The sequence below is a fragment of the Micromonospora aurantiaca ATCC 27029 genome, from assembly GCF_000145235.1.
Classification (GTDB): domain Bacteria; phylum Actinomycetota; class Actinomycetes; order Mycobacteriales; family Micromonosporaceae; genus Micromonospora; species Micromonospora aurantiaca.
In genome coordinates this window covers 6,282,337-6,297,092 of the sequence record NC_014391.1, presented here as the reverse complement: position 1 = coordinate 6,297,092, position 14,756 = coordinate 6,282,337, and the positions used below count along the sequence as shown (strand labels likewise).

14 protein-coding genes are annotated in these 14,756 nt (G+C 70.5%); 6 read left to right on the top strand and 8 right to left on the bottom strand.

Annotated elements, in window-relative coordinates:
• Window positions 1–37 precede the first annotated feature (37 nt).
• Window positions 38–1,705, bottom strand: coding sequence for a glycoside hydrolase family 10-like protein (locus tag MICAU_RS28100; protein WP_013288736.1), 1,668 nt, complete (start codon window positions 1,703–1,705; stop codon window positions 38–40).
• A 274-nt stretch (window positions 1,706–1,979) separates the two neighbouring features.
• Here MICAU_RS28100 and MICAU_RS28095 point away from each other — a divergent pair, with 274 nt between their 5' ends.
• A complete protein-coding gene (locus MICAU_RS28095) occupies window positions 1,980–3,473 on the top strand; it encodes an amino acid permease (RefSeq protein ID WP_013288735.1) in 1,494 nt (497 codons plus the stop codon).
• A 96-nt stretch (window positions 3,474–3,569) separates the two neighbouring features.
• Here MICAU_RS28095 and MICAU_RS28090 read toward each other — a convergent pair whose 3' ends face one another.
• From MICAU_RS28090 to arfA, 4 genes are read right to left on the bottom strand one after another with little or no spacing between them, the layout of a single operon-like run.
• A complete protein-coding gene (locus MICAU_RS28090) occupies window positions 3,570–4,394 on the bottom strand; it encodes a carbohydrate ABC transporter permease (RefSeq protein WP_013288734.1) in 825 nt (274 codons plus the stop codon).
• Between the two features lie 9 nt (window positions 4,395–4,403).
• A complete protein-coding gene (locus MICAU_RS28085) occupies window positions 4,404–5,366 on the bottom strand; it encodes a carbohydrate ABC transporter permease (RefSeq protein WP_013288733.1) in 963 nt (320 codons plus the stop codon).
• 6 nt (window positions 5,367–5,372) lie between these two features.
• On the bottom strand, window positions 5,373–6,704 hold the full coding sequence (locus MICAU_RS28080) for an ABC transporter substrate-binding protein (RefSeq protein WP_013288732.1): 1,332 nt from the start codon (window positions 6,702–6,704) through the stop codon (window positions 5,373–5,375).
• A 37-nt stretch (window positions 6,705–6,741) separates the two neighbouring features.
• Window positions 6,742–8,253: an arabinosylfuranosidase ArfA gene (gene arfA, locus MICAU_RS28075; RefSeq protein ID WP_013288731.1), complete on the bottom strand. Its 1,512-nt coding sequence runs from the start codon at window positions 8,251–8,253 to the stop codon at window positions 6,742–6,744.
• Window positions 8,254–8,403: 150 nt separating this feature from the next.
• On the opposite strand from arfA, the gene MICAU_RS28070 reads away from it, so the two are divergent.
• A complete protein-coding gene (locus MICAU_RS28070) occupies window positions 8,404–9,402 on the top strand; it encodes a LacI family DNA-binding transcriptional regulator (protein ID WP_013288730.1) in 999 nt (332 codons plus the stop codon).
• A 108-nt stretch (window positions 9,403–9,510) separates the two neighbouring features.
• Here MICAU_RS28070 and MICAU_RS28065 read toward each other — a convergent pair whose 3' ends face one another.
• The 3 genes from MICAU_RS28065 to MICAU_RS28055 all read right to left on the bottom strand — a co-directional run bounded on the left by MICAU_RS28065 (window position 9,511) and on the right by MICAU_RS28055 (window position 12,589).
• Window positions 9,511–10,236: a BON domain-containing class I SAM-dependent methyltransferase gene (locus MICAU_RS28065; protein WP_013288729.1), complete on the bottom strand. Its 726-nt coding sequence runs from the start codon at window positions 10,234–10,236 to the stop codon at window positions 9,511–9,513.
• A gap of 359 nt (window positions 10,237–10,595) precedes the next feature.
• Window positions 10,596–10,913, bottom strand: a complete 318-nt coding sequence (locus MICAU_RS28060; RefSeq protein ID WP_013288728.1) for a hypothetical protein — start codon at window positions 10,911–10,913, stop codon at window positions 10,596–10,598.
• Between the two features lie 38 nt (window positions 10,914–10,951).
• Window positions 10,952–12,589, bottom strand: a complete 1,638-nt coding sequence (locus tag MICAU_RS28055; RefSeq protein WP_013288727.1) for an ABC-F family ATP-binding cassette domain-containing protein — start codon at window positions 12,587–12,589, stop codon at window positions 10,952–10,954.
• Window positions 12,590–12,674: 85 nt separating this feature from the next.
• Between MICAU_RS28055 and MICAU_RS28050 the strand changes: the two genes are divergently transcribed.
• The 4 genes from MICAU_RS28050 (at window position 12,675) to MICAU_RS32140 (ending at window position 14,652) form a co-directional block, all read left to right on the top strand.
• Window positions 12,675–13,445, top strand: a complete 771-nt coding sequence (locus MICAU_RS28050) for an ROK family protein (RefSeq protein ID WP_013288726.1) — start codon at window positions 12,675–12,677, stop codon at window positions 13,443–13,445.
• 87 nt (window positions 13,446–13,532) lie between these two features.
• Window positions 13,533–13,895 carry a tetratricopeptide repeat protein gene (locus tag MICAU_RS28045; RefSeq protein WP_013288725.1) on the top strand — a complete coding sequence of 121 codons (363 nt, stop codon included), beginning with the start codon at window positions 13,533–13,535 and terminating at the stop codon, window positions 13,893–13,895.
• A gap of 59 nt (window positions 13,896–13,954) precedes the next feature.
• A complete protein-coding gene (locus MICAU_RS28040; protein ID WP_013288724.1) occupies window positions 13,955–14,209 on the top strand; it encodes a Smr/MutS family protein in 255 nt (84 codons plus the stop codon).
• Between the two features lie 47 nt (window positions 14,210–14,256).
• Window positions 14,257–14,652: a CPCC family cysteine-rich protein gene (locus MICAU_RS32140; RefSeq protein WP_083791370.1), complete on the top strand. Its 396-nt coding sequence runs from the start codon at window positions 14,257–14,259 to the stop codon at window positions 14,650–14,652.
• Window positions 14,653–14,756: the final 104 nt, after the last annotated feature.

Genomic DNA, 14,756 nt, shown 5'->3' with positions numbered 1-14,756 from the left:
CGGGCCGGCGAGGCGGCCCGGGGGCATTCGACGGGGGTCAGCGCACGAAGCGCGGCGGGCTCGCCGGGCTCTCGTTCGCCAGCCGGTCCAGCGCGGTCACGTAGTACGTGTACCGGGCGCCGTCGGCCGCCGTCGTGTCCACCCAGGACTGCACCGCGCCGTCCGTGGCCCGGACGGTGCCGACCAGGTGGGAGGCGTCGGCGAAGTCGCAGCGCCCGGCCAGGCCGTGCCCGTCGAACCGGTAGATCGCGTACGACGCGGCGGTGCCGAGCGGGCCCATGCCGTCGGCCGGCTGACGCCAGCTCAGGCGTACCCCGTCCGCCTCCCGCTGGGCCTTGGTGACCACCGGGAACAGCAGCGGCTTGCGCGGCAGGTGCGTCATGGTGGGCACCAGCGCCGGGCGGGAGTAGTGCTCGGCGGCGTAGATGTCGGTGGCGCCGAGCCGGTTCGCCCGCACCTGCACCGCGGAGAAGTGCACGTTGCCGAGCACCTCCGGGTACGACCGGTTGAGCGTCAGGTGGTTCGACAGCTCCTGCGGGTTCATCCAGAACGACCCGTACGCCGGGTCACCGCTCTTGTAGTCGGCCTGGCCGATGTAGAGCTGCACCCGCGTGCCGCGCACCTGCTCGGCCCACCACGGCACCAGCCGGGCGTAGTCGGCGGCCGGGTACTGGCCGATGTACCAGTAGAGCTGCGGCACGATGTAGTCGATCCACTCCTCCTTGACCCACTTGCGGGAGTCGGCGGAGATGATGTCGTACGACTGCGAGCCGGTGGTGTCCGAGCCGTTCGGGTCGGCCGACGCGTTGCGCCAGATGCCGAACGGGCTGACGCCGAACTTCACGTACGGCTTGACCGCCTTGATCTTGGCGTTCATCTCCTGGATCAGCAGGTTGATGTTGTCCCGCCGCCAGTCGGCCTTGTCGGTGAAGCCCCTGTTGTACGCCGCGAACGTGGCGTCGTCGGGCACCTGGTGGGTGCCGCTCGGGTACGGGTAGAAGTAGTCGTCGAAGTGCACGCCGTCGATGTCGTACCGCTTGACCGCGTCCATCATCGCGGTCTGGACGAACTCGCGGACCTCGGGGACGCCGGGGTTGTAGTAGAGCCGGCTGCCGGCGACGCCGGCCGGCGGGTAGGCGAAGACCCAGTCGGGGTGCTGGCGGGCCGGGCTGTCCGGGGCCAGTTGCGACAGGTCGGCGCCGGCGCCGCCGGGCGCGGGCATGGAGACGCGGTACGGGTTGAACCAGGCGTGGAACTCCAGGTTGCGCTTGTGCGACTCGGCGACCAGGAAGTCCAGCGGATCCCAGCCGGGGTTCTTGCCGCGTACGCCGGTCAGGTACTCCGACCACGGCTCGTACGGCGAGGGCCAGAACGCGTCCGCGGTCGGGCGGACCTGGACCACGACGGCGTTGTGGTTGAGCTTCTGGGCCAGGTCGAGCCAGGCCAGGTATTCGGCCTTCTGCTTGGCCACCTGGTCCGGCGCGGTCCAGGAACCCTTGCTGGGCCAGTCGATGTTCGTCACCGAGGCGATCCACATGGCCCGGAACTGGCGCTTGGGGGTGGCCGGGTCGGTGACGCAGTCGGTGGAGGGGGAAGTGGCGGTGCCTGTGTTGTCGCCGGGGGCGGCCTGCGCCGGTGTGCCGGCGACCAGCGTGCCGAGCAGCGCCGCGGCCAGCGCGGCGGCTCCGAGCCGAGTTGCCTTCATGCGGTGCGGTCCCTTCGTCGGGTCCGGGGGGGACGGTCGGCGGCGGGGCGTCACGGCAAGATTCGCCGCGATACCCATGCCTCCGGTAGAAAACTTTCATCTATCCGTGCCCGGCGCAAGACCCTGAGGGCCGATCGATGTCCGGGGTCGTCCGATCGGCCGGATCGTGACGATTCCGAGACACACCGTGCGGGATTGGAGCGCAAAACGGCTGGGTAGCTTGCCCGGTCACGGACCGCCACCGTGGCGGCCGCACGGCGGGGGAGGTGATCAGATGTCGGTCCTGCGGACCAAGCCGATCGGCGACGTGCTCGCCCAGGGCGACGCCGACGGCGAGGACGGCAAACCGGGCCTGCGGCGCCGGCTCGGCGCGGTCGACCTGATGGGCTTCGGCATCGGCATCGTGATCGGCACCGGCATCTTCACGCTCACCGGTGTCGAGGCGCGCAACAGCGCCGGGCCGGGTGTGGTGATCTCGTTCGGCATCGCCGGCCTGGTCGCGCTGCTCGCCGCGCTCTGCTACGCCGAACTCGCCAGCAGCGTGCCGACCGCCGGCAGCGCCTACACCTACGCGTACGCGACGATGGGCGAGATCGTCGCCTGGATCATCGGCTGGGACCTGCTGCTGGAGTTCGCGCTCGGCGCGGCGGTGGTCGCCCGTGGCTGGTCCGGCTACCTCGCCGACCTGTTCGGCCTGCCCAGCGCCTGGTTCGCCGAGGAGGGCAGCGTCGTCAACCTCGGCGCGATCGGCATCGTGCTGGTGCTCGGTGTGGTCGCCGTCGTCGGCATCCGCGAGTCGGCCCGGGTCACCAACCTGCTCGTGCTGGTCAAGGTGGCGATCTGTGCCTTCGTCATCATCGCCGGGCTGTTCTTCGTCAAGGCGGCCAACCTCAGCCCGTTCATCCCGTCCGCCGAGCCGGCCGGGGCCGGGGACGACGGCGTCAAGCAGCCGGTCACCCAGGCGATCTTCGGGTTGGAGCCGTCCGTCTTCGGCTTCGCCGGGGTGCTCACCGCCGCCGCAGTGGTGTTCTTCGCGTACACCGGGTTCGAGGCCGTGGCGAACCTGGGTGAGGAGACCCGCAAGCCCAAGCGGGACCTGCCGCTGGGTCTGCTCGGCACGCTGCTCATCTCCACGGTGCTCTACATCGGCGTCTCGCTCGTCGTTGTCGGCATGGTCAAGTACACCGAGATCGACGAGGGCGCGCCCATCGCGTCCGCGTTCCGGGCGGTCGGCGCCGGCTGGGCCGCGGTGCTCGTCTCCATCGCCGCCGTCGCCGGGCTCACCAGCGTGATCCTGGTCGACCTGGTGGCGATGGGCCGGATCGGCTTCGCCATCGCCCGCGACGGGCTCATCCCACCCGCCATCGCCAAGGTGCACCCGCGCTGGGGCACCCCGTACCGGATCGCCGGGATCATGACCGTCGCGGTGGCGCTGCTCGCCGGTTTCCTGCCGCTGTCCGCGCTGGCCGACCTGGTCAGCATCGGCGCGCTCTGCGCGTTCACGCTGGTCGCGATCGCGGTGCCGATCCTGCGCAGGCGCCGCCCCGACCTGGAGCGGCCGTTCAAGGTGCCGTTCTCGCCGGTGCTGCCGATCGTCACCGCAGTGGCCTGCCTCTACCTGAGCCTGAACCTGTCGGTGGAGACCTGGCTGCGGTTCCTCGCCTGGATGCTGCTCGGCGCGGTCATCTACTTCGGGTACGGCCACCGCAAGAACCGGCTCGCCCGTCGCGAGCACTCGGACACCCCCGAGCCCGCCCCCACCCCCTGAGGCGGGCCCCCCGAAGGAAGGGCCCCTTCTTAACGCCTGGCGTTAAGAAGGGGCCCTTCTGCTACCGGAGGCGTTAAGAAGGGGCCCTTCCTTACCTCACCCCTTCAGGCCGCTGCGGGACACGCCCTGGATGACGTGCCGCTGGGCGAACACGAACAGGATCAGCACCGGTACGCTCGCCAGCACCGCGCCCGCCATGATGACCGGATAGTCGGTCACGTACGCGCCCTGGAGCAGGCCCAGGCCCGCCGGCAGCGTCAGCCGTTCCGGGCTGAACAGCACGTACACCGGCCAGAGGAAGTCGTTCCAGTTGGTCAGGAACGACAGCACCGCCAGCGTCGCCAGGGCCGGCTTCGACAGCGGCAGCAGCACCCGGCGGAAGACCTGCCAGTGGTTCGCGCCGTCCAGCACTGCCGCCTCCTCCAGCTCGGCCGGGATGGACAGGAAGAACTGGCGCAGGAAGAACACCCCGAACGCGCTCGCCGCACCCGGCACGATCACCACTGTGAGCGTGTCGATCCAGTTCAGCCGCTCGGCGATGATGAAGTTCGGGATGATCAGCGAGGTGGGCGGCAGGAACAGCGTGCCCACGATCAGCGCGAACAGCACCTTGCGGCCGCGGAACCGCATCCGGGCCAGCGCGTACGCGGCCATCGACGCGGTCACCAGCACCAGCAGCGTGTGCAGGGTGGCCGCCAGCATGCTGTTGACGAACCAGCGCAGCACCGGGTTCGCCGCGTTGTCGACGATCTGCTGGTAGCCGTAGCTGGAGAACGGGTTCGGCAGCCAGCCGGGCGGCACCCGCTGCGCGTCGTCGTACGTCTTCACCGAGGTCAGCAGCATCCAGACCAGCGGGGTCACGAAGATCGCGGTGATCAGCAGCAGTACGCCGTACCGCGCCACCGCGCGCATGTTCCTCATGTCGTCCCCTCAGTCTTCCCGGTAGCGGAACAGCCGGAAGTTGACGACGCTCACCACTGCGAGCATCAGCGCGAAGAACACGCTCATCGCGGCGGCCCGCCCGGCGTCGTAGTCCCGCAGCCCTTCGTCGACGATCCGCCAGACCACGGTCCGGGTCTGTTCGCCGGGCGCGCCCTGGGTGATCAGGAACGCCTGCCCGAACACGTTCGCCGAGGCGAGGATCGTGGTGGTGAAGACGAACAGCATCACCGGCCGCAGGCCGGGGATCGTGACGTGGCGGAACCGGTCCCACGCGCCCGCGCCGTCCACCTTGGCCGCCTCGTACAGCTCGGCCGGGATGTCCTGGAGACCGGCCAGGTAGATCACTGCGTTGAAGCCGCACGTCCACCACACGGTCACGCCGACGAGTGACACCCAGGCCCACGGCACGTCGGTCACCCACGGCGTGTCCGAGGGGAGCCCGAGCACGCCGAGCAGCCGGTTGACCAGGCCCAGGTTGGCGTCGAGCAGGAACCGCCAGAGCAGGCCGATCACCGCCACGCCCAGCACGTACGGCGCGAAGAACGCGGCCCGGAAGAACGTCCGGCCGGGGAACGAGCGGTTGAGCAGCAGCGCCAGCCCGAGCGGGACGACCACGAGCAGCGGTACGGAGAACAGCGTGAAGATCCCTGTCGCCCGGACGCTCGACCACCAGTCCCCGTAGATCGCCGAGTCGCTGGAGAACAGGTCCCGGTAGTTGCCGAGCCCGACGAACGGCCGGTTGGGCAGTTGCAGATCCCACTGGTGCAGGCTGATCCAGACCCCGAACAGGATCGGCGCCAGGCCGAAGACGCCGAACAGGATCAGGTACGGCGCGAGGAAGAGGTACGGCGTCGTCCGGTTGCCGCGTTCCGTCGCGCCCCGGCGGCGGGTGCGTGCCGCCGGGGGCGGCGCGCCGTCACGCGCCGCCCCGACCTCGATCACGTCCGCCACGGCGGATCAGTTCCCGTACTTCTTGCGGTTGTCCTCCAGCTGCTTGTTCGCCTTGGCCACGCCGTCGTCGAGCGCCTGCTTCGGCGACTTCTTGCCCAGCGCCGCCTCGTTGAAGGCGCTGTAGAAGGTCAGGATGACCTCGCCAAGGCCGGGCGCGGCGGGCGGGAACGCGGCGTACTCCAGTTCCGGGGCGAGCGCGTTGACCTCGGTGAGCGCGGTGAACTCGCTGCTCTCGCGGACCGCCTTGCGGGCCGGCACCTGGCCGCCCTTGGCCCAGTCCAGCGAGTGCTGGCTCAGCCAGTTGATGAACACCTTCGCCCCGGCGGTCTTGTCGGCGTTCGCGGAGCGCTGCTTGACGATGGTGAAGTTGTGCGAGTTCGCCCAGGCGGCCTTCTGGCTGCCGATCTGCGGCAGCGGCGCGACGCCCCACTGCACGTTCGGACTCTTCTTCAGGTCGTTGATCTGCCAGATGCCGTTCCAGGTGAACGCGTTCTTGCCGCTCTTGAACGCCAGGTAGTCGGCGTCCTGGCCGACGTTCGCGGGGGAGTGGCCCTGCTTGATCAGGTCGACCAGCCAGGTGCACGCCTCGACAGCCGGGTCGGAGTTGAACGTCGCCTTCGCCACCTCGGCGTCGAAGACGGTGCCGCCCCACTGGTGCAGCAGGCTGTAGTACGTCATGCCGCCGGTGAACTGGAACGGGCTGACCCAGAAGCCCTGCACGCCGGACTTCTTCAGCTCGGTGAGCGCGGCTGTGTACTCGTCCCTGGTGGCCGGCGGCTTCTCCGGGTCCAGGCCGGCCTTCTGCATGACCGCCTTGTTGTAGTAGAAGCCCAGCGGGTGCATGTCCAGCGGGATGCCGTACCGCTTGTCGTTGTAGAGGCCGCCCTTCCACACAGTCGGGGCGAAGTCTCCCTCGCTCAGCTCCAGCGCCTTCGCCACGTCGTCCAGTTCGGTGATCACGCCGCGGGCGGCGAACGTGGCGAGCTGGTCCATGTGCATGACCGCGATGTCCGGGCCGTTGCCGCTGGAGACCGCGCCGGGGAGCTTGCTGTAGTAGTCCTCCCACTGATAGGTGATCACGCTGACCGCGATGTTCTTGTGCTCGCTGTTGAACTGCTGGACGAGCGTCTTGAAGATGTCGCCGTCGCCGCCGGTGAAGCCGTTCCACAGCCTCAGGTCGACTTTCGGGCCGGTGTAGTCCTTGCCGCCGTTGCCGGACGCGCCGGAGCTGTCGGAGCTGCTGCCGCCGCCGCAGCCGCTGAGTGTCAGCGTGGCCGCCGCGCCGAGCCCGACGCCGAGCCCGAGCAGGCGCCGCCGGCTCATCTTGTTCTGGATCATGGGTACTCCTTGGGGGACGGGATGGAGTATGTGCTGGTCACAGCGCCGGCACGAAGCGCAGCAGGTTCCAGGAGGTGGCCGGCAGCAGCACGGAGGCCCGGCCGCCGTCGACAGTGGGTGTGGTGAGGTCCCGGGGCGTGACCCGCTCCGGGTCCGCTTCGGTGTTCGTGGCGTCCGGGTCGGTTCCGGCCGCCACCGTGGTGTGCGCCTCGGCCCGCAGGCCGGGCAGGCCGCGCAGGTCCAGGTCGAGCGGGAGGTCCTGCGGGCCGCGGTTGACCGCGAAGACGGCCAGCTCGCCGGTCTCCTCGTCGTGCACGGCGACGGTGTCCAGCGCGGGCACGTCGCCGTACCGCGAGGTCTCGTAGGTGGGGCCGGTGGGCTCGGTCCGCAGCACGGTGCCGCGGGCGTACCGGGCGGTCAGCGCGAACGGGTGGAAGATGCTCTGCCGCCAGGCCGGGCCGCCGTTGCGGGTACGGATCGGGGCGATCACGTTCGCGAGCTGCGCCTGGCAGGCCACGCCGATGCGGTCGGCGTGCCGGAGCAGGGTGATCAGCAGGTCGCCCACCACCACCGCGTCGACGGCTGTGTAGTCGTCCTCGATCAGCGCGGGCGCCTCGACCCAGCCGCGCCGGTCCAGGTCGGACTGGAGGCGGGACTGGTACCAGACGTTCCACTCGTCGAACGAGATCTTCAGCTTGCGCTTCTGCCGCAGCTTGGCGCCGACGTGGTCGGCGGTGGCGACGACCTCGGTGATGAAGGCGTCCATGTCGACGGCGGAGGCGAGCAGGCTGGCCCGGTCGCCGTCGGACGGGTCGTAGTAGGTGTGGGCGGAGATGTAGTCGACGTGCTCGTAGGTGTGCTCCAGCACGGTCGCCTCCCACGAGGCGAACGTGGGCATGCCCCGGTTGGAGCTTCCGCAGGCGACCAGGCTGATCGAGGGGTCGATCATCTTCATCGCGCGGGCGGTCTCGGCGGCGAGGCGGCCGTACTCGTCGGCGGTCTTGTGCCCGACCTGCCACGGCCCGTCCATCTCGTTGCCGAGGCACCACAGCCGCACCCCGTACGGCTTCTCGGCGCCGTGCTTGCGGCGCAGGTCGGACAGCTGGCTGCCGCCCGGGTGGTTGGTGTACTCCAGCAGTTCGAGCGCCTCGGTGACGCCGCGGGTGCCGAGGTTGACAGCCATCATCGGCTCGACCCCGGCCTCCGCCGCCCAGGTCATGAACTCGTCCAGCCCGAACTCGTTGGTCTCGATGGTCTTCCAGGCCAGGTCGAGCCGGCGCGGGCGGTCACCGACCGGGCCGATGCCGTCCTCCCAGCGGTAGCTGGAGACGAAGTTGCCGCCCGGGTAGCGGACCACCGAGACGCCCAGCTCACGGGTCAGGTCCAGCACGTCGCGCCGCAGCCCTCGCCGATCGGCTGTGGGGTGGCCCGGTTCGTACACCCCGCCGTAGACGCAGCGCCCCATGTGCTCGACGAAGGAACCGAAGATCCGGCGGTCCGCCGGCGCGACCCGGAACGCCGGATCGATCGTGAGCTGCGCGTTCGGCACGATGCCAACCTCTCCCTCGCTGCTGGTGCGGGTGACCGCGGTCACTCCGCTGTCAGTGGTTTCTACAACGTTGTAAGCGCTCGTGTAAAGAGGCAGTCGCGTCGTCGTGGCGCGGTACAGTGCGGCCAGCGTTCACCGGAAGGAAGTGCAGTGCGGCACAGGCTCAAGGACGTCGCGGAGCGCGCCGGAGTGTCGGTGAAGACCGTCTCCAACGTCGTCAACGGCTACCAGCACGTGCGCGCCGACACCCGGGCCCGCGTCGAGGAGGCCATCGCCGCGCTCAACTACCGGCCCAACCTGTCGGCCCGCAACCTGCGCAAGGGGCGCACCGGGGTGATCGCGCTGGCCGTACCCGAACTGGACATCCCCTACTTCGCCGAGCTGGCCCGGCACGTCGTCACCGCCGCCGCCGACCACGGCTGGACGGTGCTGATCGACCAGACCGGTGGCCGCTCCGAGCAGGAGCGCAAGGCCGCCAGCGGTATCGGCGACCACATGATCGACGGCCTGATCCTGAGCCCGCTCGCGCTCACCGCCGACGACCTCGCCGCGCTGGCCGGCCTGCCCATGGTGCTGCTCGGCGAACGCGTCGACCATGGCCCCGCCGACCACGTGATGATCGACAACGTGGCCGCCGCCCGCGAGATCACCGCCCACCTGATCGGGCTCGGCCGCCGCCGGATCGCCGCGATCGGCTCGCAGCGGACCCCCGAGGGCGCCAGCGCCCGGCTCCGCCTGGCCGGCTACACCGCCGCGCTGACCGAGGCCGGCATCGCCTACGACGACCGCCTGGTGGCGCCCGCGCCGGCCTGGCACCGCGCGGACGGCGCCGCCGCCATGCGGCACCTGCTCACCACGGGGGTACGCCCCGACGCCGTCTTCTGCTTCAACGACACCCTTGCGCTCGGCGCGCTGCGTGCCCTGCACGAGATGGGCCTGCGCGTGCCCGAGGACGTCGCGGTGGCCGGCTTCGACGACATCGAGGACGGTCGCTTCTCAATCCCGACGCTGACCACAGTCGTCCCCGACAAGGAGCGCATCGCCCGCCTCGCGGTCGAGTTGCTGGCGGGCCGCCTGGGCCCCGATCGCGAGTCCCCACCGCGCGAGCTGGTGGCCCCCCACCACCTGGCCCTGCGCGAATCCGCCTAGCCCTGTTCTTGGCCCCGTCGATCATGAAGTTGACGGCGAAGTCGATCTCCTTGAGTGCCGTCAACCTCATGATCGACGGGGCGGTCCCTCGGGTCGGCCGGCGCGGCTTCAGTCGAAGAAGCGGGCAAGGTGGGAGGAGGGCGGGGCAGGGGCGTCCGGTGGCAGCGGGGTGAGGTCGGCGAAGATCGAGGCGCCGTCGCAGCCGACGTGCAGCGGGTACCAGCGTGGCGTGCCCGGCGGGCGCTGGCCGCAGATGCCCTTGAACGTCTGCACGTCGAGCAGGCGTACGTGCGTCGGGTCGGCCACCGCGTTGACGTGCCGCCACCAGGGACTCATCACGTGCAGCACCCCGCCCGGCCGCAGCGCCCGGTGGCACTCGTCGAACAGCGGCAGGAAGTCGATCAGATGCTCGACGATGTGCACCGCGAAGAACACGTCCACCGAGTCGTCGCGCAGCGGCAGTGAGCCGGCCAGGTTGGCGACCGCGTTCACCCCCGGCGCCGGATAGATGTCCAGTCCCAGGTTGCCCGGCCACTGCTTGGTCGCACCGCAGCCCAGGTCGACCACCACCGGCGCCCGCCCGGCCACGCTGACCCGGCACCAGACGCCGAGTACGCCGGACAGCCGGCCGATCAGCTCCCGTACCCGCCGTAGCTGTTCCGGGTCGGCGACCTCGCCGGTCAGGTGCGCCACCCCACGGTCGAAGCGCACCTCGACCGCCGTTCCGCGCAGCCGCTCGTCGTGCCGGACCATGTCGGCCCACGCCTCGGCGAGGAAGCCGTCGGTCTGCCGGAGTCGCTCACCCGAGAGCGCGGTCTGCCCCATCGCCACCATGCGCCACCTCCGGCGGCCCGTTACCCCCGATTCACCCCAATATGCCCCCAGGCACCGAGCCCGCCCCCCCGTCACAAATTGATCAAGGAGTTCGTGTCCTGCCAGCGTCGCCCCGCCGACCTCGGTGATCAAGGAGTTCGTGTCCTGTTTCGAGCACGACAATGACGCAAACTCCTTGATCACCGGGGCAGCGGTCGGGGTGTGCGCGCCGATGCCGGCTCCCGCGCCCCCGCCGCCGTCGATCTTGCGCTTGCCGCCCGGACCAAGCTCGCAAAAGGGGCACCTGAAGGGCGGCAACTGCAAGATCGACGGGAACAGGGGGAACAGAGGGACAGGGGGTAGGGCGGGGACGGGGGCGGTCAGGGGGAGAGGGTTCGGCGGACTGTGCGGGAGCCTCGCATGCGCTGGCGCGGCTGGGCAGCCGCTGCCTTCGGGCGCTTGAGGTGGTAGCGGTGCAGCTCGTTGTTGCCCGGCAGCGACGGGTCCTCGCTCATCGCGACCAGTTCCCAGCCCTGGTCACCGGCCCGGTTCAGGTGGGCCAGCGCGGTGTCGCCGTACGGCGTCACGTCGATCATGGAGCCGTCCGGGCCGTACCAGATGAAGACGACCTCCCACCCGGCGTCGGTGGCGGCGGCCTGGCGGCGGCGGACCAGCAGCGCGTACTCCCACTTGAGCATGCGCTCATTGTGGACCCGCGCGCGCCGGTCGGCACGGATCAGTGTTCGGCGATCCGTCCGTCCGCCACGCGCAGCCGCCGGTTCACGCTCACCGCGTCGAGCATCCGCCGGTCGTGGGTCACCAGCAGCAGCGTTCCCGGGTAGCTCGCCAGTGCCGACTCCAACTGCTCGATCGCGGCCAGGTCGAGGTGGTTCGTCGGCTCGTCGAGCACCAGCAGGTTGACGCCCCGGCCCTGGAGCAGGGCCAGCGCGGCCCGGGTCCGCTCGCCGGGGGACAGCGTCGCCGCCGGCCGCAGCACATGCTCGGCGCGCAGCCCGAACTTGGCCAGCAGTGTCCGCACGTCCGCCGGGGCGAGATCGGGTACGGCGGCGCCGAACGCCTCCAGCAGCGGCTGGTCGCCGAGGAACAGTCCCCGGGCCTGGTCGACCTCGCCGACCACCACACCCGGGCCGAGCGCGGCGTGTCCCTCGTCCAGTGGCAGCCGCCCGAGCAGCGCGGCGAGCAGGGTGCTCTTGCCGGAGCCGTTCGCCCCGGTGATCGCCACCCGGTCGGCCCAGTCGATCTGGAGGTCCACCGGGCCGAGCGTGAAGCCGCCACGGCGTACCACCGCTTGCCGGAGCGAGGCCACGACGGCGCCGGCGCGGGGCGCGGCGGCGATCTCCATCCGCAGTTCCCACTCCTTGCGCGGCTCCTCGACCACGTCCAGCCGCTCGATCAGCCGGGCGGTCTGCTTGGCCTTCGCGGCCTGCTTCTCGGTCGACTCGGCGCGGTACTTGCGGCCGATCTTGTCGTTGTCGGTGGCCTTGCGGCGGGCGTTCTTGACGCCCTTCTCCATCCACGCCCGCTGGGTGCGGGCGCGCGCCTCCAGGTCGGCCTTCGTGTCGGCGTACTCCTCGTACTCCTCGCGGGCGTGCCGGCGCGCCACCGCGCGCTCCTCCAGGTAGGCCGCGTAGCCGCCGCCGTAGCGCTTGACCTGCCGCTGGTGCAGGTCCAGCTCGACGATCCGGTTGACGGTGCGGGTGAGGAACTCCCGGTCGTGGCTGACCAGCACGGTCCCGGCCCGCAGGCCGGTGACGAAGCGTTCCAGCCGGTCCAGCCCGGCCAGGTCCAGGTCGTTCGTGGGCTCGTCGAGCAGGAAGACGTCGTACCGGCTGAGCAGCAGCGACGCGAGCCCGGCGCGGGCGGCCTGCCCGCCGGACAGTCCGGTCATCGGGTGGTCCAGGTCGACGTCGAGACCCAGCTCCGCCGCGACCTGCTCGGCCCGCTCGTCCAGATCCGCGCCGCCGAGGTCGAGCCAGCGTTCCAAGGCGTTCGCGTACGCGTCGTCGGCGCCCGCTGACCCGGCGGTGAGCGCCTCGGTGGCGGCATCAAGCGCGGCCTGCGCGGCGGTCACCCCGGTCCGCCGGGCCAGGAAGCCGCGGACCGTCTCGCCGGGCCGGCGCTCCGGCTCCTGCGGCAGGTAGCCGACAGTCGCCGTGGGCGGGCTCAGCGAGACCGAGCCCTGCTCGCGGGGGGCAAGACCGGCGAGGGTACGCAGCAGCGTGGACTTGCCCGCGCCGTTGACCCCGACCAGCCCCACCACGTCGCCGGGCGCGACGACCAGGTCGAGGTCTTCGAAGAGGATGCGGTCACCGTGGCCGGCGGTGAGGTCCTTGGCGATCAACGTGGCGCTCATCAGGTGATCGAGCCTACCGGCGGGCGTATCCGGATTACCGTGACCCGCGCTCGCGGCGGCGCCGGTCTGAGGGAGACTCACAGCCGTGGTGACCACACTGGCGATCGACTGTGGTGGCGGCGGGATCAAGGCCTCCGTACTGGATGCCGCCGGAACCATGCGCGCGCGGCCGTTGCGCGTGCCCACGCCGTACCCGTTGCCGCCCGGCCTGTTCGTCAAGACGCTGCTGGATCTCGGCGCCCGCCTGCCCACGGCGGACCGGCTCACCGTCGGCATGCCCGGCATGATCCGGCACGGCGTCGTGGTGGCGACGCCGCACTACGTGACCCGTTCCGGGCCGCGCAGCCGCGTCGACCCGGAGTTGCTGGCCGAGTGGTCCGGGTACGACGCGCGCACCGCGCTGGCCGGGGCGTTCGGCGTGCCGGCGCTGGTGCTGAACGACGCCGAGGTGCACGGCGCGGGCGTGGTCGCCGGGACCGGCTGCGAGCTGGTGCTGACGCTCGGCACCGGGCTGGGCAGCGCGCTGTTCGACGGCGGGGTGCTGGCGCCGCACCTGGAGCTGTCGCACGCGCCGGTGCGGTGGAACACCACCTACGACACGTACGTGGGGGAGCCGGAACGGCGGCGCCTCGGCGACGCGTTCTGGTCGCGGCGGATCCGGCAGGTGGTGGACGGCCTGCGGCCGGTGTTCCGCTGGGACCGGCTCTATCTCGGCGGCGGCAACTCCCGGCTGATCCGGCCCGAGCAGGTGGCCCGGATGGGCGACGACGTGGTGATCGTCCCGAACACGGCCGGAATCGTCGGTGGTGTCCGGGCCTGGGATCTGATCGGCGGCCGGTACGACCCGACCACCTGATCTTCGAACGCAGGAACACTCGCGCTTGCTCCGGTGTTGTGCCAGCGTCGGACCTAGGGCCTGGCGCGACACGAGGAGGTGGGTCGAGTGGATCTTCTGGCGGAGTACCGGCGGGCGACCATGTTCTTCGAAGCGGGTGACCCGACCGGAGCGGCCCGGCTGCTCGAACCGATCATCGAGGCCGAGCCGGACAACTCCTCGGTCCGGCAGCTGCTGGCCCGCGCGTACTTCCAGTCGGCCCAGCTCAACCGGGCCGAGGAGCAGCTGCGCGCGCTGGTCGACCGGGACCCGAGCGACCACTACGCGCACCACGTGCTCGGCCGCACGCTGGAGCGGATGAACCGGCCCGTGGACGCGCTGCGGCACCTGCGCATCGCTGCCGCGATGTACTCGACGAACACCGACTACGCCACCGCCCTGCGGCGGGTGGAGGGCAAGGTCGGTCGTTGACTGATCACGCGGAAGGGCAGCCCGGGCGGGCTGCCCTTCCGCGTACCTAGGATGGGACCGTGAAGCTCAAGCTCGACCTCCACGACATCTACAACAAGGGCCACGACATCGACCGCGCGCTGCGCGGGATCATGGACGAGGCCGTGGCGAAGAAGGCCACGCTCGTGGAGATCATCCCGGGCAAGGGGTCGGGCGCGCTGAAGAAGAAGGTGCTGCGCTTCCTCGACCAGAAGGACGTGAAGCAGCTCTACCACCGGGTCGAGAAGGACTCGAAGAACTTCGGCCGGCTGTTCGTGCACTTCCGCTGGAAGTAGCGGTATACAAGCCACGTCAACCCGATCGACAACGTGAGGTGCAGAGGATGGACGAACATGCCGGCAAGCAGGAGGGGCCGTCCGCAGAAGAACTCGCGAGTCGCACCAGGTGGTTTGAGCAGTACGTCGAGGGGTTGAACCAGCGATCTGTAGTGGCTGAAGCGGGTGGCGAACCCTACGCGTGTCCCTGCTGCCGGCACCCGACGCTCGAAGGGCGAGGTCAGTTCGAGATCTGCTTCGCCTGCGGTTGGGAGGACGACGGGCAGGACGACGAGGACGCTGACACGGTGCGGGGTGGCCCCAACGGTTCGCTCAGTCTGACGGATGCACGTCGTGCCTACGCCGAACGGCCGGTCAGTCTGTCGGATGCGCGGCGTGCCTATGCCGAGCGACGAGCCCGTTGGGAGCGCAGACGCCGTCGATCAACGCCCGGGACGGCTTGACGTGCTCGGACGGCACAGCCGGTCACTTCCGCGCTCTCGCCGAGAGTCACGCAGGTCCTGATACCGATCTGTCATGTGGATCCCGAGACCGGACAACGCTCAGG

Bases quoted from the DNA above. Each gene is read 5' to 3' on its own strand.
- MICAU_RS28100 (WP_013288736.1), bottom strand. From the start codon at position 1,705: ATGAAGGCAACTCGGCTCGGAGCCGCCGCGCTGGCCGCGGCGCTGCTC.
- MICAU_RS28095 (WP_013288735.1), top strand. From the start codon at position 1,980: ATGTCGGTCCTGCGGACCAAGCCGATCGGCGACGTGCTCGCCCAGGGC.
- MICAU_RS28090 (WP_013288734.1), bottom strand. From the start codon at position 4,394: ATGAGGAACATGCGCGCGGTGGCGCGGTACGGCGTACTGCTGCTGATC.
- MICAU_RS28080 (WP_013288732.1), bottom strand. From the start codon at position 6,704: ATGATCCAGAACAAGATGAGCCGGCGGCGCCTGCTCGGGCTCGGCGTC.
- MICAU_RS28065 (WP_013288729.1), bottom strand. From the start codon at position 10,236: ATGGTGGCGATGGGGCAGACCGCGCTCTCGGGTGAGCGACTCCGGCAG.
- MICAU_RS28060 (WP_013288728.1), bottom strand. From the start codon at position 10,913: ATGCTCAAGTGGGAGTACGCGCTGCTGGTCCGCCGCCGCCAGGCCGCC.
- MICAU_RS28055 (WP_013288727.1), bottom strand. From the start codon at position 12,589: ATGAGCGCCACGTTGATCGCCAAGGACCTCACCGCCGGCCACGGTGAC.
- MICAU_RS32140 (WP_083791370.1), top strand. From the start codon at position 14,257: ATGGACGAACATGCCGGCAAGCAGGAGGGGCCGTCCGCAGAAGAACTC.